Source organism: Thiobaca trueperi (assembly GCF_004342175.1).
Classification (GTDB): Bacteria; Pseudomonadota; Gammaproteobacteria; order Chromatiales; family Chromatiaceae; genus Thiobaca; species Thiobaca trueperi.
The window spans coordinates 394,839-416,302 of sequence record NZ_SMAO01000004.1 but is presented as its reverse complement, the minus strand read 5'-3'; the positions used below and the strand labels follow the sequence as shown (position 1 = coordinate 416,302).

Below are 21,464 nucleotides of genomic sequence, written 5' to 3'. Positions count from 1 at the left end.
TCCCTGATGCTCGTCCCGGCACTGCTGCTGCCGACCCCGGCCTCAACCGCAACACCCCTGATCGAACATCAACTGGAGGTCAGCATCGATCCGGTCGCGGGCCGTTTGCAGGTGCAGGACCAGATGGGGCTGCCGGATGATGAAAACGAATGGACGATCCTGCTGCACAGCGGACTCGATCCACAGGTCACAGCGGGACATGCCGAACTGACCGCCTTGGGCAATCGGGAGCACCTGACCGCCTACCGGCTGCGCCGCCTGGACCCCGGCCCCGTGACCCTGAGCTACGGCGGGCGGATTCGTCATGACCTGGAATCCATTGATGAAGGCATGGGCCGCGTGCGTCAGTGGTCGCGTGGAAGCATCGGCCCGGACGGTATTTTTCTCGACGGCTCCAGCGGCTGGTATCCCCGCATCCCGGACAGCTTGCAGCGGTTCCGGCTCCAGGTCCAGCTTCCGGCAGGCTGGACGTCGGTTTCACAGGGCGCAGGGCCGGGCGACACCCGCACCGGACGCTCCATCTGGTCCGAGACGCAGCCACAGGATGACATCTATCTGATCGCCGCGCCCTTCCAGCTCTATCGCGAGCCGGGCGCCGGCTTCGAGGCCCAGGTCTATCTGCGCCGTCCGGATCCCGAGCTGGCCCGACGTTATCTGGAAGCCACGCTCCAATATGTCGCGCTCTATTCGGAGCTGATCGGCCCTTACCCTTTCGCCAAATTCGCCCTGGTCGAGAACGTCTGGGAAACGGGTTATGGCATGCCCTCCTTCACCCTGCTGGGTCCGCAGGTCATCCGCCTGCCCTTCATCGTCCAGACCTCCTATCCGCATGAGATCCTGCACAACTGGTGGGGCAACGGGGTTTATGTCGATTACGAGTCAGGCAACTGGAGCGAAGGGCTGACCAACTATCTGGCCGATTACTGGCTCAAGGAACGCGCCGGACAGGGTATCGAACATCGTCGCGACATGCTGAAAAGCTATGCCGATCACGTGCGCGAGGACAGGGATTTTCCGCTGATCGAATTCCGCGCGCGGCATGGCTCAGCCTCGCAGGCCATCGGCTATGGCAAGGGGGCGATGTTCTTTCACATGCTGCGGCGCAATCTGGGCGATGAATCCTTCCGGCAGGGACTGCGGCGATTTTATGCCGAGAACCGCTTTCAGCACGCCAGTTACGCTGACCTGCGGCGCGCCTTCGAGTCGGTCAGCGGTCAGGATCTACGCCCGTTTTTCCAGACCTGGACCACTCAGGCCGGCGCGCCCCGGCTCGCGCTTGCTGAGGTGCAACGGGTACGGGATGGCGATGGATGGCGGGTGACGGGCCGAATCGAGCAGGCCCAGGCTGCGCCACTCTTTCCGTTGCGGGTGCCGATCGTCATCGATCAGGAAACAGGCGAGCCGCAGCGTCTGATCGTCGTCAGCGACAGCCGCCGTGTCCCATTTGAGATCAGGCTGCCATCCGCACCGGTGCGACTCGCGGTCGATCCGGCATTCGATGTCTTTCGCGAGTTGTCACCGGGCGAAACGCCGGTTGCACTCAGCAATCTCTTCGGTTCTGACCGGGGGTTGATCCTGCTTCCAGCCGACGCGCCGTTTCCGCTCCAGACGGCCTATCGCCAACTCGCCGCTGCCTGGCAGCAAGGGCGTCCGGACTGGCGCATCGCGCTGGATCGCGAGGTGGCGATCCAGCCCGACGATCGCCCGGTCTGGCTGTTGGGTTGGGAGAATCGTCATCTCGACGACTTCGCCGCGCAGTCATCCGGCTTTCGGCTGGATGTCGCCAAACGCCGGCTGGATCTACAGGAGGCGGCGCTGGATGGTGCGACGGTCAGCCCGGTTCTGACCCGCTGGCGCAACGGCCAGCCTGCCGCCTGGCTGGCCGCGAGCGAGACCAGCGCGGTTCCCGCCCTCGCCCGCAAGCTGCCGCATTATGGGAAATACAGCTTTCTGACCTTCACCGGTCCGGAGGCGACGAACCGGATCAAGGGACAATGGCCTTCAGACGATTCGGCGCTCGTTCATTGGTTTGGCGCCCGGCGCGAATTGGGGGCGGTGCAGGATCTGCCGCCGCTGGAAACACGCTGACGATCATTGCGCGCCCCGGCCATGGCCGGGGCAGGAAGACGTTACCCCAGACTACTTGGTCAGAATCAGCTTGTTGTTGCGGGTCATGCGCAGATAATAGCTGCTGCCGGCGTGCTCAATCATCAGCAGATGATCGCTTCCCATCAGGGTGCGGCTATCGACCCGGCGCGTCTGAGGCATGGGATTGCGCCCCTGACGAGGAGACTGAAGACGGCTGTCTGTCGTGTGTTCGGATGGCATGCTCATGTCCTCAAGTGAAGGAAAAGGGGCTGGCGTGACCGCCAGAAGAAAAACAGTTAAGAATCATTCTCAAATAAAATAGAGCCGGATGCGCGTCCTGTCAAGACGACAGGGCGTCGAGATTCATCCAGGTGCCAACGTCACGCCCATGGGGCGGCGGAACGCTTCGTTATGACCCTCAAAGGCAAGACTGACGCCAGTGATCAAGCTGGCCAACTCCTGACCATCCTGCACAGCTTCGCGCAGGAGTCACGCCTGCCCGCGCCACCGGAAGGCATCACCCTGGATACGCGGCTGGAAACCGACCTGGGACTCGACAGTCTGAGCCGTTCGGAGCTGATCGCACGGGTCGAGAAGGGGCTTGGGGTGGCGCTGCCGAATGAGGCGCTGCTGGCGGCGACGGCGCGTGAACTGCTCGGACTGGTGCGCGACGGGGCAGACACGACGGTCGAAACGACGCCACGCCTGTCCGGGCTGGATGTTGCCGCCGATGCCGGCATTCCAACCTCAGCCCGGACGCTGTTGGATGTGCTCACCTGGCATCACGCGCAGCATGGCGAGCGCGTTCACATCGTTTATTACGATGGCGAGGATCGGGCGCAGCCTATCACCTATGCCGGTCTGGCCGAGGGTGCCTCACGGGTCGCCGCACGTCTGCGTCGCGCCGGTCTGACCGAAGGCGCAACGGTGGCGGTCATGCTGCCGACCGGGCCGGATTATTTCTTCAGCTTTTTCGGCATCCTCGCCGCAGGCGGCATTCCTGTGCCCATCTATCCGCCGGCGCGTCCGCAGCAGATCGAGGACCATCTGCGCCGCCATGCGCGGATTCTCGACAACGCCGGCGTCACCTGTCTCATCACGGTGCCCGAGGCGCGCACCGTCGCGCATATCCTGCGTCTTCAGGTCACGTCGCTGCGCGAGATCCTGACCCTGGAAAACCTGGACGGCGAATCGCCCGCGACCGTCTGGGCGCATCCCGAGCCCGACGACATCGCCTTTCTGCAATACACCTCCGGCAGTACCGGCGATCCCAAGGGCGTGGTGCTCTCGCACGCCGATCTGCTCGCCAATATCCGCGCCATGGGCGAGGCCATCGCCATCGGCCCGGACGATGTCTTCGTGAGCTGGCTGCCGCTCTATCACGATATGGGTCTGATCGGCGCCTGGCTCGGCAGTCTCTATTTCGCCGTGCCACTGGTCTCGATGTCGCCGCTGTCTTTTCTGGCGCGCCCGCGCCGCTGGTTGCAGGCCATCCACGATCATCACGGCACACTCTCCGCCGCGCCCAATTTTGCCTACGAACTCTGTCTGACGCGCATCTCGGAGGCCCAGCGGGACGGGCTGGATCTGAGTGGCTGGCGCTGCGCCTTCAACGGCGCCGAGCCGGTCAGCCCCCTGACCCTGCGCCGCTTCGCCGAGCATTTCGCCCCCTGCGGTCTGCGCCCCGAGGCGCTGGCACCGGTCTATGGTCTGGCCGAGGCGGCGGTCGGTCTGGCCTTTCCCCCGCTCAATCGGGGATCGCGCATCGACTGCATCGACCGTGTTCGTTTCGCCGACTCAGGCTACGCCCTGCCGGTTCCCGGCGACGATCCGGAGGCGCTGGAGGTCGTCGCCTGCGGCAGTCCATTGCCGGGTTATCGGGTGCGGATCGTCGATGGCGAAGGCCGGACGCTGCCCGAGCGTCACGAAGGACTGCTCCAGTTTCAGGGTCCGTCGGCGACGCGCGGCTATTACCGCAATCCCGAGGCGACCGCCCGTCTGATCCGTGACGGCTGGCACGAAACTGGCGACCGCGCCTATCTGGCCGGCGGCGATATCCATCTGACCGGGCGGGTGAAAGACCTCATCATCCGTGGCGGTCGCAATCTCTATCCCTACGAGGTCGAACAGGCGCTGGGCGAACTGCCCGGTATCCGTAACGGCTGCGTGGTCGCCTTCGCCGCGACCGATCCCAAACAGGGCAGCGAGCGGCTGGTCATCGTCGCCGAGAGCAAGGAGCAGGATCCCGCCCGCCGCGCCGCGCTGATGCAGCAGGCGCGTGAGCGGGCGACCGACATCCTGGGTCTGCCGCCGGATGAGATCGTCCTCGCTCCGCCGCGCTCAGTGCTCAAGACCTCCAGCGGCAAGCTGCGCCGGGGCGACACACGCACACTCTATCTCGCCGGCAGACTCGTCGCGGGTCCGCCACGTCCAGTCTGGCAACAGGTGGCGCGATTGGGTGGATCGGCGCTCCGGGGCCGGCTTTCACGCCTGATCCACCGCCTGCCGCAAAGGATTTACGCCGGTTATGCCTGGGCCGTCTTCTATCTGATCGCGCCCTGGTTCTGGATCGGCGTCATGCTGACCCCGCGTCTGACCTGGCGCTGGGGTCTGGTTCGGTTCGGGATCCGGCTGCTGCGCCGACTCGCCTTCGTGCGCCTGAGGGTCACAGGCCGCGAGCGGCTTCCGCCAGCCGGTCAGCCATTCGTGCTGGTCGCCAATCATCAGGGCTATCTGGATGCGCTAGCGCTCATCGAGGCCATCGAGCGACCGGTCAGCTTCGTCGCCAAACGCGAACTGCTGAACAATCCGTTCGTGGGTCGTTTTCTGGCGCGGATGGGGACGCTCTTCGTCGAACGCTTCGATCTCCAGCGCAGTCATCGCGAATCGTCTCAGCTCAGTGCCGCGCTGGCGCGTGGCGCAAGCCTCGCCTTCTTTCCCGAGGGCACCTTCCGCACGCAACCGGGGCTGCTGCCCTTTCGCATGGGCGCCTTTGTGATCGCCGCTCAGGCCGGGCTGCCGGTGCTGCCGGTCGTCATCAAAGGCACGCGCGAGCTGATGCCGGGCGACAGCCTGCTGCCGCATTGGGGACAGGCCGAGGTGCTGATCGGTTCGCCCATGATGGCGACCGGAGCGGATTGGGAGGCGGCGGCGGCATTGCGCGATGCGGCGCGGACAGTCATCGGCGCGCAATTGACGCCATGAATCACCGCCAGCGAGAGGCAGCCTGTGCGTTGAGAGTCCATCCTGAGAAATCCTGTTAAACAGCGTCCAGCGCGATATGCATCATTTTCATTTTGTGTTTAGCTCTGTGGATGTCTACGACCCCAGTGGAGACGCGGTTTAAAATTTCAAATAATTGAATATCTTAAACCGCGCCAGCGCAGATGGTCGCTGATGTCGCCAAGATCGATCCAAACCAAAAACATTGCTTATTGCACGGGGCGCGGTTTAATCCTGTCCATCACCCAAAGAGACAAAGCGTTCGAGTGTCCGGCGCAGCTCGGCGGGTGCGACCGGCTTGGCCAGAAAGCCATCCATCCCGGCCTCGAAACAGGTGCGCCTGACCTCTTCTTCCGCATTGGCGGTGAGGGCGATGATCGGCAGGGGCCGTCCATCGGATTCGGCCCGATAACGCCGGGCGAACCCCAGCCCGTCGAGTTTGGGCATGCGCAGATCGATGATGGCGATCTGGTATCCGCCCTCCAGCGCCGCCGCCAGCGCCGCCTCCCCGTCCTGAAAGAGCGAGCAGGAAAAGCCCATTTTGCCCAGAAAGGTCGTCAGTACCCTGGCGGCGATCCGATTGTCCTCGGCCACCAGGACACGAACCTCAGGGCCGGCATGCGGCGTCTGCCAGTCCGGCCCTGGTGCCGGACCGGCATCGTCGTCCGCCTGATCCGCCTTCTCTGACGGAGCAGGCGCGCGCAGCGTAGCGATGGCATCAATCAGCGCCTCCGCGAGAAAGGGCTTGTTCAGACAGAGAACGCCCGATGGCGGCTGCGGCAGACGACGCCCCGTATGCGTCAACAGCAGGCAGCACGTTTGAGCGCCGCAAAGACGCCGCACCTCGGCCAGGGCAGCGGGAAGGTCAGCGCCGCTCGGGGAATCGGCGAGCAACACCAGATCCGGCGCATTCATGCCGGACAGATCCACGGCGGCGAGTTCCGCCGATCCCTGACAAAGCGCCTGCTCTCGCTCCAGGATCGCGCACAGCAGTGCACGCTGCGTTGCATTGCGCTCCAGCACCAGAATCTTCACACCACGCAGTCTGTCGCCCGGCTCCAGCGTCGGCAGAACAAAATCCTCACCGAGCAGCGGCAGACGGACCCGGAAACAGCTCCCCTGCCCTTCCTCACTCTCGACCTCAATGGTTCCGCCCATCAGCGCCGCCAGATCGCGGGCGATGGTGGTGCCCAGCCCGGTACCGCCAAAACGCCGCGTGGTCGAATCGTCCGCCTGCCGAAAGCTCTCGAACAGCTGCGGGAGTTTGTCCTGGGGAATCCCAATACCGGTATCCAGTACCTCCAGCAACAGGTGTGGGCGGGGCAAGGCCGAGTCCGCCATCTGCACGCCTGCCCGCACCCGGACCTGACCCCGCTCGGTGAACTTGATCGCGTTGCCCACCAGATTGAAGAGAATCTGCCGCACCCGCAGGGAATCGCCGCAGACTGTCTCCGGCATCTCGGGCGCGACCTCGCAGATGAGTTCCAGGCCCGACACCAGGGCGCGGCCATCCAGAATCTCGCAGACCTCGCGCACCAGGGTGCGTGGATCGAATGGCGCCTGTTCGAGCTTCAGCTTGCGGGCATCGATCTTGGAAAAATCCAGGATGTCGCCGATCAGCGCATTGAGTGCATTGGCCGAACTGGTGATCGCCTGGACATAATCGCGCTGTTCCAGGTCGAGCCGGGTATCCTTGAGCAGTTCAGCCATGCCGATGACACCGGTGAGCGGCGTGCGCAGCTCGTGGGTCATGAAGGCCAGAAAATCGCCCTTGGCCTGATTCGCCCGCACCGCCTCCTCGCGCGCCCGCTGCACCTGGCGCAGCAGGGATGCCTGATACAAGGGCAACAGCACCAGCAGCAGCAGAAAAAATCCCGCCTCGAAGGGATGCCGGTTCCATTCGTCGAGTTCAAAGAGCACGATGTTGTAGGCGATCACCGCCACCACCGACGCCACGATCAGATGATCCCGACCGAAGCGGGTGCCGGCCGAGATGAAGATCAGGATATAGAGCAGATAAAAGGGGCTGATCGCCTGCTGGGTGATCGAGATCGCGAGACTGACCACAATGATGTCAAGACAGAGCGCCAGATAACGCCGCGCCGACCAGTCCGGACGACGGAGCACGCTGATCAGCAGGATGATTGTCGCGAGCAGATAGGGCACGAAAATCATCAGGTAATAACGGGTATCGACGCCATAATAGTCGGTCCAGGCACCAACCCCGATGTAGAGCGCACCGAACAGACAGACCGTGATCCGCACCAGCGCCGATTGAAACTCGGGGTTGGCACGTAGCGCGGGCGTGATCCTGAGACCTTCGTGCAAGCGGCGTGTCTGCATCTTTCCCACCTCATCGCTGCATGGTCGAAAGACCTCGCATCCGTGTTGTATCGACCTCATGCTATATTCGCCAATCCTTACACATCCATTCAGCGCGGGCTACCGCCCAGGGCGCAAAGATAACGAAGACAAGGGGGAACCATTCATGTCCAAGAAACATCCGATCGTCGCCGTCACCGGATCCTCCGGCGCGGGCACCACGACCGTCAAGCGTGCCTTCGAGCACATCTTTCACCGCGACAAGATCAGTGCGGCGGTGATCGAGGGGGACAGCTTCCATCGTTATGATCGCGTCACCATGAAGGCCGAGATGGCCCAGGCGGCGAAAGAGAACAAAAATATCAGCCACTTCGGTCCCGAGGCGAACCGCTTCGACCTGCTGGAAGATCTGTTCCGCAATTATGGTGAGAATGGCACGGGCAAAAAGCGTTATTACCTCCACAGCGACGAGGAGGCAGCGGCGCACAACGCCCGTCTCGGCACCGAACTCAAGGCAGGACAGTTCACACCCTGGGAGGATGTGCCGTCGCAGACCGATCTGCTGTTTTATGAGGGTCTGCACGGCCTGATCGTGACTGAAGAGAATCAGGTCGCCCAGCATGTGGATCTGGGGGTGGGCGTGGTGCCGATCGTCAATCTGGAATGGATCCAGAAGATCCATCGCGACAACGCCGAGCGCGGCTATTCAGCCGAGGCCATCGTCGATACCATCATGCGCCGGATGCCGGATTACATCCGCTACATTACGCCGCAATTCTCGCTGACTGACATCAACTTCCAGCGCGTGCCGACGGTGGATACGTCCAACCCCTTCATCGCGCGCGACATCCCGACCCCGGACGAGAGTTTCGTCATCATCCGCTTCAGGAACCCCCAAAAGCTGGAGGTTGATTTCCCCTATCTGCTGTCCATGATCCACGATTCATTCATGTCGCGGCGCAATTCGATGGTGGTGCCGGGGGGCAAGATGGGAATGGCGATGGAGATCATCCTGCAACCCATCATCGAGCGCATGATGGAGGCGCGCAAGGTTTGACCTTGCGGGCGTCCAGCCCGGCAGGTCGGGTTAGCCCGGCGGGCGTAACCCGACCGACTGAACGCCACTCTGCTCCTGTGCGGTTTCGCGGTTTGCACCGCTCGATAGCTGACACCTCACCGCCAGACGAGAGAATCGCCGACCCATGACCAATCCCTTCCGCGCCGTCCTCTCCAACTGCCGTGGTACCTGTCCCGGCACCCTGCTCCTGGCGCTGGTCGCCCTGCTGGCCATCGCCACCGGCTGGTGGCAGCTTGTCGCGGCGAGCGATGGGCTGCGGGTCACGCGCACGCTCGCTGGCACCGTGCCGGTCACACTTTACCGACCGGCCAGCGACACGCCCGCACCGGCAGTCGTCATCGCCCACGGTTTCGCCGGCTCGCAGCAGATGATGCAGCCTTACGCCATCACCCTGGCCCGCAACGGCTATCTCGTGGTCACCTTCGATTTCGCCGGCCACGGGCGCAATCCCAACCCGTTCGTGCCCAATCTGCTGGATCAGGACCAACGGCTGCGGGTGCTGCTCGACGGACTGGAGCCGGCGATCGAGTTCGCCCTGTCGCAACCGGGCGCGGACGGACGGCTGGCGCTGCTCGGACACTCGATGGCCGGCGATGTGCTGGCGCGCTACGCCCAGTCACATCCCGGAACGGTCGCAGCAATGGTGCTGGTTTCGCCCTATCTATCCGAGGCCGTGCACACCGCCGATCTGCGCAATCTGCTGTTGATCTATGGCGCGCTGGAGCCGGCGATGCTGCATCAGCAAGGCCTCAAGGTACTGGCTGAAGCTGGCGCCGATGCAACCGAGGTGGGGACAATCTATGGGAATCCAGCCGATGGCAGCGCCCGCCGTCTGGTGCTTGCGGATGGCGTGGAACATATCGGCGTGCTCTATGGCGCGGACGGACTGGCGGCCGCGCGCGACTGGCTGAACCGCGTCTTCGCGCGCACGGGGACGGGCTTTGTGGATGATCGCGGTCACTGGCTCGGCCTGCTCTATCTGGGTCTGGTGGCGCTGGCCTGGCCGCTGGCGCGTCTGCTGCCGCGCGCCGCCTCGCAACCGCTGGGAGCGAATCTTCGCTGGCGTCAACTCTGGCCGGTCGCGGTCGCGCCTGCGCTGCTGACCCCACTGCTACTCTGGCCTGTCCCCAGCGATTTCCTGCCGATCCTGCTCGGCGACTATCTGGCTCTGCACTTTGCGCTCTACGGGTTCATCAGCCTGCTCGGGCTGTGGCTGATCCGGCGTCGCGCCGGTCCCATGCCAGCGAGCGGCGGGCGGGTGCTCTGGCGTGGATTCGCCGTTGCAGCGTTCGCCACCACGCTCTATTTCACCTTCGCCATCGCGATTCCGACGGATCGCTTCGTTACCACGCTGCTGCCGGGAGCGGAACGGCTGCCGCTGGTACTGGCCCTGTCGCTCGGCACCCTGAGTTATTTCATCGCCGACGAATGGCTGACGCGAGGCGCCAGTGCCGCGCGCGGCGCTTATCCCGCGACCAAGGCGCTGTTTTTGCTTTCGCTGCTGTTTGCCGTTTTGCTGAACCTCAACGAACTCTTCTTTCTCATCATCATTGTCCCTGCCATCCTCGTCTTTTTCCTGGTCTACGGACTCCTGAGCGGCTGGGCCTACCGCCGCACCAATCATCCGCTGGTCGGCGCCATCGCCAACGCGCTCGCCTTCGCCTCCGCCACGGCTGTCACCTTTCCGGTGGTGGGAGGCTGAGATACAGGGCAACCTGCTAAAAGCTCACCCCGATCCCGCCGCCGACATGACCGCTACCGCCGCCGATGCCGATGTTGATGCGTGGTCGCACCGGAAAGGGTGAGAGCTGCTCGTTTACTGGGGGCGGCGCGGGCCAGAGCCGGAGCCTGGCGGCATCCAGCACGGGCAGACTGACGGCAGCGGCGCCCACCCAGCCGTCACTGACCCCGGCGAGACGACCGGTCGCCGTCACGGGGCGACCGGTGCGATAGTCCAGCGGTTCGAGATAACCCGGATGCCGGATGAGAAACCGACCCTGCGATTCACCCTGCACCAAAGGCCGTCCGCAGCCATCCAGCCGATAGCCCATGACCTCCAGCTCGGTGTGCGTCTCCAGGTTGCGCGTGTCGAGCAACATCCCGCCCCAGGTCACCATCTCACCCTCGGCGCGCGGGCTGAGGGCGGCTGAAGCGGGTGTCAATCCGCGCTGTCCGACCGGCTTGAAGCAGTCTTCCTGCGTGGCGCAGCCGCTCGACAGGACAGCGGCGCAGAGCGTGCAGACCAGCATTGGCAGAACAAGGCGCGAGACAGTGGATGGCTGCATGGCGGTCGCCCGGGTTTGATGATCGATCAGCCTGAAAGGGGGTTTGAGCGGCGCATTGGATTACCAGGGTCCATACCAGGGACCGGGGTAGCGCCCGTACCAGGGGCCATAGGGATACATGAAGGGAGCTGGATACAGCACCGGCTGAACCGGGTCGGCCCAGCGATGCAGTGCATCGACCGCGATCACCGGATACACATAGGTGAACTCGCCAATGGAACGGGGCTCAACCCGCGCCAGACGTCCGGCAACAGTCAGTCGGCGATCGGTGGGATATTCGCTCGGATCCTTGAAGCCGGCAAATTCGGCAATGAAGCGACCCAGTCCCTCGGCATCGGCATCCGGCTCACCGAACTGGCCGAGCGGTCGCGCCAGCAGTTCGATTTCAGTGGTCCGGGCATGATTGCGCACCGCGAGGATGGTGCCGCCCCAGCGCAACGGCTGGCCGATGAATCGCTCCGGCTGCCGCTGTACCTCGCTCAGGGCCGGATTCGATACCGGCGCTTCACGAATGGCCGACGGCACCCCGGCAGCGCAACCAGCGAGCAGCGGGAGGCTGACCGCCCACAGCCGCAGCCCGCGCATCGGCACCCGGCTAACGCCCCTGGCGATAGGCATCCATTTCGTCCAGCGACAGCGGCCGGGCCTCGTCTTCCAGCATGACCGGAATATCGTCGCGGATCGGGTAGGCGAGCTGCGCGGAGAGTGAGATGAGCTCGCTGCGCGTCCTGTCGAAGATGAGCGGCCCCTTGGTGACCGGGCAGACGAGGATGTCGAGCAGCTTTTTATCCAGCATCGGTTGATTGCTCCGCAGAAAAAATAAAGGAACGGGAAACGCCCCTGGCGACCGCCAGTTTAACCGTCCAATGTATCGGATGGCGACCTTTTGCAGATGCGGCGATGACTCCCTTGGCGTCTATACGTCCGGCTTCACCAGTCGCGAGTGATCGATCAGCAGCAACTGGCAGTCGGGACAGCGCCAGGCCATGTTGGAGGCCGGTCTGAGGGAAAGACTGATGGTATTGGGCAACGCCATGCCGAGATGCGCGAAGGCACCCGGCGGTCGCTGGTGTCGCGGCGACCAGATGGCGCCCTTGCCGAGCAGCACCCGGCCGGGTTGCAGCGGTTGGCAGCACTGGGGACAGGCATAATCCCGACCGTGCCACAGCGCATCGGTCGCCGGCACCTCGCACGACTGGCGGCGCAGATGACGCACGAGCAACAGCAGCGACAGCAGGGCGCCAATCGCAACGGCGGCCGCAGGCCAGAGAGCGGGATGAGCGGTCATGTCGATTCACGCTCCAGTCGTCTTTTGATATCCCCCGGCGAGCCGGTGTGGCGCGCGAGCAGGTCATAGGCGACCGGCACCACAAAGAGGGTGAAAAAGGTCGCTGCCAGCACCCCGGCGAGGATGACGGTGCCGATGACGGCACGGGTCTCGGCCCCGGCACCGCTCGATAGCAGCAGCGGAATGGAGCCGGCGGCAGTGGTGAGTCCGGTCATGACGATGGGACGCAGCCGCACGTCGGACGCCTCCAGCAGCGCGGCGCGGAATTCCTGACCCTGATCGCGCAACTGGTTGGCGAATTCGACGATGAGAATGCCGTTCTTGGCCGAGAGTCCGACCAGCATGATGAGCCCGATCTGGCTGTAGAGATTGAGCGTCTGGCCGGTGAACCAGAGCCCGAGCAGGGCGCCGGCCATCGCGAGCGGCACCGTGAGCATGATGACCAGCGGGTGAATCCAGCTCTCAAACTGCGCCGCCAGCACCAGAAAGACCACCACCAGACCCAGCAGGAAGACGAAGAGGATGCCCTGATTGCTGGTGCGAAAATCACGACTCTGGCCCTTATAGTCGAGCTGGGCCTGCTCGGGCAGGTGCTGCGCGACCTTGGCCTCCAGATAGGCGAGCGCCTCGCCGAGCGCCAGTCCCTCGGCCAGATTCGCTTCGATGGTGATGGCGCGCAGACGGTTGAAGCGTTTCAGGCTCTGCGATTCGGCGGCCTCGGTCACGCGCACCAGATTGCCGAGCGGGATGAGCGCGTCGCTGCGTGCGGAGCGCACATAGAGATTCTCCAGGCTGCCCGGCGTGCGCTGTGCGGCACGCTCGCCCTGGAGGATGACATCGTATTCCTCGCCGGCGTCGAGATAGGTCGTGACCTGGCGCGAGCCGAGCATCGTTTCCAGGGTGCGTCCGATCGCGCCGACGGTGACGCCGAGATCGGCGGCACGGTCGTAATCGATCTCGACCTTGAACTGGGGCTTGGTCTCCTTGTAATCCCAATCGATGGCGGTCAGTCCGGGATTGTCCTGGGCGATGGCGGCAAGCAGGGTGTCACGCCACTGCGCCAGTTCCTCGTAGGTCCCGCCGCCGAGAACCAACTGCACCGGCTTCTGGGTGCGCGCGCCGAAGCCCTGACGCATGACCGGCGCGGCCCTGACCCCCGGCAGATCGGCGAGCTTGGCGCGGACCTCCTCCATGATGACCCAGCCCGAGCGGCGCAGCGCGAAGTCGTTCAGCACCATGACCACCATGCCTGAGTTGAAGGTGGCGGTATTGCCGAAGGCGCGGGGTGCGCGCACCATCAGCCGCATGACCTCGCCGCTCTCGGTATAGGGCAGGAGACGCCGTTCGATCTCCTCCATATAGTCCTTCATATAGCTGTAGGACGCGCCTTCCGGGCCATTGACCATCACGAAGAAGGCGCCCCGGTCTTCCTTGGGGGTGTATTCCTGCGGGATCCGCTCGAACAGCCAGAGCGCGCCGATCAGGGTGCCGACGAAGCCCAGCATCACGATCCAGTGATGACGCAGCAGAAACCGCAGCAGGCGGCCATAGACACGCCGAACCCATTGAAAGGCGCGATCAATGCCCTCGGTGAGTGACAGACGCCCCGCGTGTTCGACATGGCTGGGCGGCAGCACCTGCGAGGCCAGCATCGAGGACAGCGATAGCGCCGCGAAGGCCGAAAAGCTGACCGCTGCCGCCATCGTCAGCGCGAATTCGCCAAATAGCCGCCCGGCATCCCCCTGCAGAAAGGCAATGGGGACAAAGACCGCCACCAGCACGACCGTCGTGGCGATCACCGCAAAACCGACCTGACGGGTACCACGATAGGCGGCGACCAGTCGCGTCTCACCGTATTCCTGCATCCGGCGATGGATGTTCTCCAGTACCACGATGGCGTCATCAACCACCAGACCGATCGCCAGCACCAGTGCCAGCAGGGTCAGGATGTTGATCGAAAAACCCAGCATCAGCAGCACGCTGAAGGTGGCGACGACGGATACGGGCACCGTGACCGCCGGCACCAGCGTCGCCCGCAGACTGCCGAGAAAAAGAAAGATCACCAGCATCACCAGGACGATGGCGATGCCGAGCGTTTTATAGACCTCTTCGATGGCGCTCTTGACGAAGACCGAGGCGTCATAGCTCTGTCTGATCTCCATCCCCGCCGGCAGGCTGGGATTGATCCGCGCCGCCTCCGCCTTCGCGGCCTCGGCCACCGCGATGGTGTTGGCGGTGGACTGTTTGATGATGCCGATGCCGACCATCGGCGTACCGTTGCCCCGGAAGAAGGTGCGATCTTCCTCGGTGCCGCGCTCGACCCGCGCCACGTCGCCCAGACGCAGCAGATAGCCATCCTCGCCACGCGCCAGCACCAGACGCGCGAAGTCCTCCGGGTCGTTGAAGGCGCGATTGACCCGGACGCTGAACTGGCGGTCGATGGATTCCACATCGCCCGCCGGCAGCTCCAGATTCTCGGCCCGCAGCGCGTTTTCCACGTCGGCTACCGTCAGCCCGCGTGCAGCCAGTTCGTTGCGGTCGATCCAGATGCGCATGGCATAGACCTGATTGCCGCCGACGCGCACGCGCGCGACCCCGTCCAGGACCGAGAAGCGGTCCACCAGATAGCGGCGCGCGTAATCGCTGAGTTCCGGCACGGTCATCGATTCGCTGGCCAGATTGAGCCACAGAATCACGTCCTCGTTGCTGTCGACCTTCTGGATCTCGGGCGGCTCGGCCTCTGTTGGCAACTGATCCAGGATGCTGGAGACCCGGTCGCGGATATCGTTGGCAGCGCCGTCGATCTCGCGCCCGGTGTTGAACTCGACCGTGATGACCGAACGCCCGTCCTCACTGGTCGATTCCACCGTGCGAATGCCCTCGACCCCGGCGATGCGATCCTCGATGAGCTGGGTGATGCGGTTTTCCACCACCACCGCCGCCGCGCCCTGATAGCGGGTCTCGATCGAGACCACAGGCGGATCGATGTCGGGGAATTCGCGCAGCGGCAGACGGTCGAAGGCGACCAGTCCGAAGGCGACCAGGAGCAGCGACAGAACCGAGGCGAGGACCGGACGGGTGATCGAAATATCGGACAGGATCACCGGGCGGACTCCGTCAGGGTCTGGAGGCTCTGGCGACCGTCATCGACGGCCAGAACCTTGAGCGGCTGGCCGGGACGGACCTTGTCCTGTCCGTCGAGAATAACCCGCTCGCCGGCGACGAGTCCGGCGCGGATCTCCACCCACCCCGGCTGGCGGGTGCCGATCTCGACCTGACGGCGCTCGGCGCTGGGCGGCTCCTGAGCCTCGATCAGGGCCATGACGAAATGATCGGTTCCATGCTGGAGCAGTGCCGCTTCCGGGATCACCAGCCCTTCACGCGGATCGATCAGCAGCTCGACACGCATCAGCAGACCCGGTTTCAGACTGCCATCCGCGTTCGGGATCAGGGCGCGCACCTGCACCGTGCGCGTCACCGGATCGACCCGGCTGTCAACGCCGCGCACCACGCCGGTGAAGACCCGCTCGCCCTGGGCGCGGGTGCGGGCCTCGATCTTCAGCCCCGGCGCGAGCGCGGACAGATGCACGCTCGGCACCGCGAAGTCGAGCTTCATGACCGTGTCGTCATCCAGGGTCGTGATCGGATCGCCGGGCTGAACCAGCGCGCCGGGACTGATCTGGCGCAGTCCCAATACGCCTTTGAATGGCGCCTTGATCAGCCGGTCGGCCAGCCGCGCCTCCAGCGCCACCAGCAGCGCGCGCGTGGTGTCCAGATCGCGCTTGCGCTCATCGAGCAGGGATTCAGAGGCCGAACGCTGCGCGACCAGCGATTTCACCCGCTCATACTGGCGCTGCGCCTCGTCCGCCCGCACCCGCGCCTCTTCGAGCAGTGCGTCCTCCTCGTCATGGGTCAGCTCGACCAGCAGCTCGCCCGCGCGCACCCGCTGCCCGTCATCGAAATGAATGGACGCGACGGTCTCGGTGGCATTGGCCGTGATCGTCACCGACTCGTTGGCCTTCAGGGTGCCCAGCGCCTCGATCCGTTCGGCGAGCGCCTGACGCTGCGTCTCGGCGACGATGACGGACAGCGGCTTGTCCGGCGGCTTGTCCGCGGCCAGCACCAGCGTCGGGAGAAGGAGTGACAGACAGGAGAAAAGGATCGTGTTTGGATGTGGCATAACGAATCATCGACCGCTTGAGGTGCCCGGATGTTTGTTTGCCAACGGACAGGGCTCATGCAACCTGGTTTTCCCTCTGTTGAACATCGGTCCAGTCAGGCATTGAGATAGACAGCCAGTTCCCGATGTCGGGGTGCAAAGCGGTCGCAGCCAGGGCCGCCGGTCTCGCCGCGCGTCCGTGGAGCCGAACCCGGATGCCAATCTGTGCGCCCGCGATCACCATGCCGGTGAGTGCGGCGGTCTCGAATTCACCCCAGCGCCGCAGTGCGTCGTAGGGGTCTTTTCCAGCCTGGAGCGCTCGCATCAGAGACATCGGGGCGCGCTGACCGACGCCGATCACCCGGACACAGCCGGCCAGTCTGGCCCGTTCAACGGCATGCCGTCCGGTGCTCAGGGCGACATCCAGCCGATGCGTATCGAGCGCGGCCTGCGTCTCCTGTCTGGACGCCTTCACGCCAGATCCCAGGTTCGCCCAGTCAGGAACGCTCTCCGACCAGCCGAGGTTTCCGGCATCGAGCATCTCGATGTCGCAGTCTGCATGTCGGGTTAAGTTTGGCGGGAAATCATCGTCAAGTGCCGCCATCATGGACTCGTGATGCGACCGGTCAGTCACGAACAGGACGACACGCAACCGCCCGCCACATCGTCCATGCCGACCGCCATCAGAGGCGGCGGGGACCGCCAGCCAGTCAGGTCTCACGAGATTCCAGCGCCTGCGCCAGACGCCGCCACGCGGACTCATCGCCCGGCAGTCCAAACCGCAGACTGGCCGGCTGCGCAAAGCGTCGCACCAGAATCCCCTGCTGCGCCAGGGCGATCTGGATCTGCTCGGCGCGCGGAGTCAGAACCCACTGAAAGAGCGAAGTTCCGCCGGCTGGCGTCAATCCCTGCTCTGTCAACAGCGCGGCGAGACGCGCGCCAGCGAGCGGCAGCGCTGCGCGGGCGGATGTCTGCCAGGCGGTATCGGCCAGTGCCTGCCGGGCGATCAGGCGCGAGGGACCGGCGAGCGTCCAGGGTCCGAGCCGAGCCTTGAGCCGCTCCCGCAGTCGTGATTCGGCATACAGAAAACCGACGCGCGCCCCGGCCAGACCGAAGAACTTGCCCAGCGAGCGCAGCAGGATGAGTCCGGGGCGACCGGCATCAGGCGTCAGACTCCCGTCCGGCGTCGCGTCCATAAAGGCTTCATCGACCACCAGCCAGCCGCCGTGAGCGGCCAGACGGGCATGCCAGTCGAGGAGTGTCGCCACCGGCCAGCGGCGTCCGGTGGGGTTGTTGGGATTGATGACGATCAGACAGTCGAGCCGTTCCGGCCCGGCATCCAGCAGCGATCCGGGATCGCCGTCAGCCAGTTCGATCACCCGATGCCCGGCGCAGCGCCAGGCATGTGCATGCTCCTGATAACCGATCTGCGGCACGCCGACGCGACCGGGTGCGCGCAGGCGCGGCAGCGCCTGAATCGCGGCCTGGGAGCCGGCCAGCGGCAAGGGATCCGGGGCGCCATAGTAGCAGGCCGCCGCCGCTTCCAGACCGTCTCCGTCCTCGGGCAGGCGTCCCCAGACATCCACAGGCAGCGGGGGAACCGGCCAGACATGGGGATTGATGCCGGTGGAGAGATCGAGCCAGTCTGATAAGGGAATGCCAAAGCGCGCGGCGGCCTGGCGCAGGCGACCGCCGTGCTCGGGTGGTGCATGGTCTGACATATGAAATCTCCTAAAGATTTCACTCTTTAGGCTTCGGCGATTCGTCAGTGGTCAGGGTGACGATCAGCAGGATGACGATGCCGATGGTGATGGCGCTGTCGGCGATATTGAACGCCGGCCAGGGATTGAACAGCGCGAGCGGGATGACTGGCAGATAGACTTGAATGAAATCGATCACATGGCCAAGCAGCGCACGATCAATCAGATTGCCGACCGCACCGCCGATGATGAGCGCCAGCGCCGCCGCCAGCCAGCCCTCGCCCGCTTTGAGACGGAGCAGCCACAGCGTCAGAACCACTGTCACCGCGAAGGCGAGCAGCGTGAAAAACCAGCGCTGCCAGCCACCCGCATCGGCGAGAAAACTGAAGGCGGCGCCCTCATTGAACATCAGGGTGAGATTGACGTTCGGCAGGAGCGCAACGGTTTCGGAAGGCTGAAAGGTCAAAAGGATCAGCCATTTGATCGATTGATCCAGGATCAGGACAATCAGTGCAAGCCAGAGCCAGTGTTTCACTGCGGTTGTATTCCTAAATAATCAATTGGTTGTCGTTGCGGCGCGATAGTAGCCAACACCGGCACTCCCCGGCTCCGCCTTGTTCAGCACAATCCCCATGCTCTTCTTCTCGCCAAGCAGATTCTGCGCCTGTTGCAGCTCTTCGCTGGTGACCTTCCCCTCCTCCACCACGAGCATGACGGCATCGAGATAGGGCAGAAAGGCAATCACATCATCGCCAGCGAGAAGCGGCGGCATGTCGAACAGGATCAGGCGGTCCTGATAACGCCCCTTGAGTTCATCAACGAGCTGAATCACACGCGGGGAGGACAGCATTTCCGACGAGTCCGTGAAGGAGTCGTTGCCCGGCAGGATGACCAGTCGTTCGATGCCGGGATTGATGAGCAAGTCGGCGAGTTCCGCCTCGCCAGTGAGATAATCGCTGATGCCACGGGTTTGACCCTTGACGAAATAGCGGCCGATGGATGGGCGTCGCAGATCCAGATCCACCAGCAAAATGGTTTGGTTGACTTCGCGAGCAAGGCTGATCGCCAGATTGATGGCGGTGACTGTCTTGCCGTTACCGATGCCGGGGCTCGTCACGGCGAGGGTCTTCCAGCCGTTGACGCGCATGCGTTGCAGGACATGGGTGCGTAGCACCTTATAGGCGTCGGCGAAGGGGTCGGTGCCTTCGGAGAGGATGATGCGCTGTTCGCGCAGCCACTTGGCATTGATCGGGATTGAGGTGGTGCGGGTGTAATCGACCTTGACATCCACCAATGGCTTGGGCGTTTGAGCCCGGATGGCGCGAACCTTCCCTGCCGTGTCGCCCGGTGCGCCTGGAGAGGGACCGACAATCGACTCCCGTTGTGCACGGGCGAGTTCCATTGCTTTCTTTAAGCGTTCCATATGAAGAGACCCCAATAACCGGATTGAGAGCACTCAGACAGCATGGGTAGCGCACGGTCAAGCCGGCGCATGAGGGTAAACCAGAGCACATCGAGTGGCATGAAGAGGAAATGTACGGCCAGGGCCATGCCAACCAATGCGGCGAAGCTGCCACCGATGAGAAGCGAGAGCCGTTTGACGCGACGACGGTGATCGTCGCGAGTGTTGATGTAGGGGATGATCGCCAGCAGGGGCGCAGTGGTCGATAGGCGGATCGCACGCGCGCCGTGGAGTCCTTTGTCGAGGCTCTCACGCAGCGCCAGATTGCCAACGCCACCCGCGACCGCCAGCACCAGACCCAACACCACGATGGCCAGCCGGTTGGGCTTGAAGGGTTTTTCCGGCAATAGCGGCGGTTCGATCAGCGAGAAACGCTCCCCTTTGCGGCTTGTTTCAAGCGATTGAGCCAACTGGGCCTGAAGCCCTTTTTCGCGGATCTCGCGGTATTTGCTCATGGCGTTGTCATAGTCACGGGTGAGCGCCCGGTATTCCTGCTCGATCTTCGGCCCCGCCGTCACCCGCGCCTCGTATCGCGCCAATTCCTGTTCCAGTTGCACGCGAGCCTCTTTGAGCGAATCGATTTCCAGGCGCGCCCCTTCCAGACGAGCGCGGAGTTGCACATAGGCCGGGTTGTTCGCGCCATCCATGAACCCTTGCCGACCCTCGCCCGAACGTCGGGCAGAGGCGATCTGGGTCTCGGTCGCCGCGATGCTTCGTTTCAACGCTACGACATCCGGGTGATCGTCCGAATAACGCTTGCGTAACGCCGCCAGTTCAGCCTTGAGTTCCGTAAGCCGGTTTTGCATTGGCGCGGCGCTCGTCTGTCCAACCAGCGATCTCAGCGACGCGATCTCACGTTCCAACTGGATCCGGTCGGGATGTTGAGGCGAATAGCGCTCTTTAACCCGCACATATTGAGCCTCCAGTTCGTCGAGGTGCGCCGCCACGCTGCTGGGCTGCTGCGCCGTACTCATCGCCGGATCGATCTGCGCCAGTTCGGACTCCAGATACAGCGCCTGCTGTTCAAGGGTTCTGGTGGACTGCGTGTTGTCCCGCAGACGCTCCTCCGTGCGCAGCATCTGCTCGCGATTGATCGCCGCCAGTTCCGGCAGGTTGTCGCTATTCTGTTCCTTGAAGGCCGCCAGTCGCGCCTCCAGCGTGCCGATTTCCTGGCCCAGCCGATCCGCCTCGGTTTGCAGAAAGACGGTGGCTTCGTTGGCGGCGGCCGTGCGCTGTTCGAGATTTTCGTTCAGAAAGAGCGAGACCAGATCGCTGGTGATTTTCTGCGCCAGCGTTGGCGAACCATCCTCGAACGAAAGCGAAAAGGCGATGGTCGCCTCCTGAGGCCGACCGCTGCGGGGATCCAGGACATCCGCGCTGATCATGTTGAGCTTGATGCGTTTACGCATCTCCTCAACCGCCATGTTGATGCTCTCTTTACGGCGGATATCCTGGTAGAGATCGTAACGCTCGATCAGGCCGCTGAGATTGCTGGTCGTCATCACCCGCTGACTGATGACCTGGATGCGCTGATCGGCAAAACCGGTGACAGTCGTCTGCACCAGCTCAGAGGGAATTTCCTGGCGTTCGATCAGGATGGTCGCCGATGAGCGGTACATCGGCGGAATCAGCAGGGCGGCGAGCAGGGCGAGGATGGACAGCAGCACAGCGGGAACGATGAGCTGCCATTTACGTCGTTTCAGGATCGCGAGATAGTCTTCGAGCGTTTGAAACTGTTCGTCCACGAATCACCTGCACCTGATCACGAAAACGTCCCGGCTGGGAATCATATCACGCGCATCCCCCAGGATTTTGCCACGACGCCCCTGTCCTGCATGCATCGGGGCGCACCCGGCTGCA

Annotated in this window: 17 protein-coding genes; 4 read left to right on the top strand and 13 right to left on the bottom strand. The window is 63.8% G+C overall.

Annotation, left to right across the window (positions count from 1 at the left end):
• The first annotated feature begins 6 nt into the window (after positions 1 to 6).
• Positions 7 to 2,088, top strand: coding sequence for a M1 family metallopeptidase (locus tag EDC35_RS10020; protein WP_243651587.1), 2,082 nt, complete (start codon positions 7 to 9; stop codon positions 2,086 to 2,088).
• A gap of 51 nt (positions 2,089 to 2,139) precedes the next feature.
• On the opposite strand, the gene hemP is transcribed toward EDC35_RS10020, so the two are convergent.
• Positions 2,140 to 2,328 carry a hemin uptake protein HemP gene (hemP, locus tag EDC35_RS10015; RefSeq protein ID WP_132977099.1) on the bottom strand — a complete coding sequence of 63 codons (189 nt, stop codon included), beginning with the start codon at positions 2,326 to 2,328 and terminating at the stop codon, positions 2,140 to 2,142.
• Positions 2,329 to 2,499: 171 nt separating this feature from the next.
• Here hemP and EDC35_RS10010 point away from each other — a divergent pair, with 171 nt between their 5' ends.
• Complete coding sequence (locus EDC35_RS10010) at positions 2,500 to 5,292, top strand: 1-acylglycerol-3-phosphate O-acyltransferase (protein WP_132977098.1); 2,793 nt, start codon at positions 2,500 to 2,502, stop codon at positions 5,290 to 5,292.
• A 246-nt stretch (positions 5,293 to 5,538) separates the two neighbouring features.
• Here the strand turns inward: EDC35_RS10010 and EDC35_RS10005 are convergent, their stop codons facing one another.
• Positions 5,539 to 7,653: an ATP-binding protein gene (locus tag EDC35_RS10005; RefSeq protein WP_132977097.1), complete on the bottom strand. Its 2,115-nt coding sequence runs from the start codon at positions 7,651 to 7,653 to the stop codon at positions 5,539 to 5,541.
• A 145-nt stretch (positions 7,654 to 7,798) separates the two neighbouring features.
• Between EDC35_RS10005 and EDC35_RS10000 the strand changes: the two genes are divergently transcribed.
• Together EDC35_RS10000 and EDC35_RS09995 are read left to right on the top strand one after the other, a co-directional pair.
• Positions 7,799 to 8,689 (top strand): phosphoribulokinase, encoded by an 891-nt coding sequence (locus EDC35_RS10000; protein WP_132977096.1) that lies wholly within the window; start codon positions 7,799 to 7,801, stop codon positions 8,687 to 8,689.
• A 145-nt stretch (positions 8,690 to 8,834) separates the two neighbouring features.
• On the top strand, positions 8,835 to 10,412 hold the full coding sequence (locus EDC35_RS09995) for an alpha/beta hydrolase (RefSeq protein ID WP_132977095.1): 1,578 nt from the start codon (positions 8,835 to 8,837) through the stop codon (positions 10,410 to 10,412).
• Positions 10,413 to 10,428: 16 nt separating this feature from the next.
• Here the strand turns inward: EDC35_RS09995 and EDC35_RS09990 are convergent, their stop codons facing one another.
• The 11 genes from EDC35_RS09990 to EDC35_RS09940 all read right to left on the bottom strand — a co-directional run bounded on the left by EDC35_RS09990 (position 10,429) and on the right by EDC35_RS09940 (position 21,349).
• Positions 10,429 to 10,995, bottom strand: a complete 567-nt coding sequence (locus tag EDC35_RS09990) for a Slp family lipoprotein (RefSeq protein ID WP_132977094.1) — start codon at positions 10,993 to 10,995, stop codon at positions 10,429 to 10,431.
• A gap of 60 nt (positions 10,996 to 11,055) precedes the next feature.
• Entirely contained in the window at positions 11,056 to 11,613 is a 558-nt protein-coding gene (locus EDC35_RS09985) for a Slp family lipoprotein (protein ID WP_243651586.1), read from the bottom strand.
• Positions 11,591 to 11,788, bottom strand: a complete 198-nt coding sequence (locus EDC35_RS09980) for a Trm112 family protein (RefSeq protein WP_132977183.1) — start codon at positions 11,786 to 11,788, stop codon at positions 11,591 to 11,593. The genes EDC35_RS09985 and EDC35_RS09980 overlap by 23 nt, the downstream gene beginning before the upstream one ends.
• Before the next feature lie 123 nt (positions 11,789 to 11,911).
• Positions 11,912 to 12,283, bottom strand: a complete 372-nt coding sequence (locus EDC35_RS09975; protein ID WP_132977093.1) for a PF20097 family protein — start codon at positions 12,281 to 12,283, stop codon at positions 11,912 to 11,914.
• The gene (locus tag EDC35_RS09970) at positions 12,280 to 15,387 is read right to left on the bottom strand and encodes an efflux RND transporter permease subunit (RefSeq protein ID WP_132977092.1); all 3,108 of its coding nucleotides are present in this window, start codon (positions 15,385 to 15,387) and stop codon (positions 12,280 to 12,282) included. Before EDC35_RS09970 ends, EDC35_RS09975 begins: the two co-directional genes overlap by 4 nt.
• Entirely contained in the window at positions 15,384 to 16,463 is a 1,080-nt protein-coding gene (locus tag EDC35_RS09965; protein ID WP_132977091.1) for an efflux RND transporter periplasmic adaptor subunit, read from the bottom strand. The genes EDC35_RS09970 and EDC35_RS09965 overlap by 4 nt, the downstream gene beginning before the upstream one ends.
• Before the next feature lie 55 nt (positions 16,464 to 16,518).
• Complete coding sequence (locus EDC35_RS09960) at positions 16,519 to 17,049, bottom strand: nicotinate-nucleotide--dimethylbenzimidazole phosphoribosyltransferase (protein WP_165903398.1); 531 nt, start codon at positions 17,047 to 17,049, stop codon at positions 16,519 to 16,521.
• A gap of 103 nt (positions 17,050 to 17,152) precedes the next feature.
• Positions 17,153 to 18,163: a threonine-phosphate decarboxylase CobD gene (gene cobD, locus EDC35_RS09955; RefSeq protein ID WP_132977089.1), complete on the bottom strand. Its 1,011-nt coding sequence runs from the start codon at positions 18,161 to 18,163 to the stop codon at positions 17,153 to 17,155.
• A 19-nt stretch (positions 18,164 to 18,182) separates the two neighbouring features.
• Positions 18,183 to 18,677, bottom strand: coding sequence for a signal peptidase II (gene lspA / locus EDC35_RS09950; protein WP_132977088.1), 495 nt, complete (start codon positions 18,675 to 18,677; stop codon positions 18,183 to 18,185).
• A 21-nt stretch (positions 18,678 to 18,698) separates the two neighbouring features.
• Positions 18,699 to 19,565: a CpsD/CapB family tyrosine-protein kinase gene (locus EDC35_RS09945; RefSeq protein ID WP_132977087.1), complete on the bottom strand. Its 867-nt coding sequence runs from the start codon at positions 19,563 to 19,565 to the stop codon at positions 18,699 to 18,701.
• Entirely contained in the window at positions 19,553 to 21,349 is a 1,797-nt protein-coding gene (locus tag EDC35_RS09940; RefSeq protein WP_132977086.1) for a Wzz/FepE/Etk N-terminal domain-containing protein, read from the bottom strand. Before EDC35_RS09940 ends, EDC35_RS09945 begins: the two co-directional genes overlap by 13 nt.
• Positions 21,350 to 21,464: the final 115 nt, after the last annotated feature.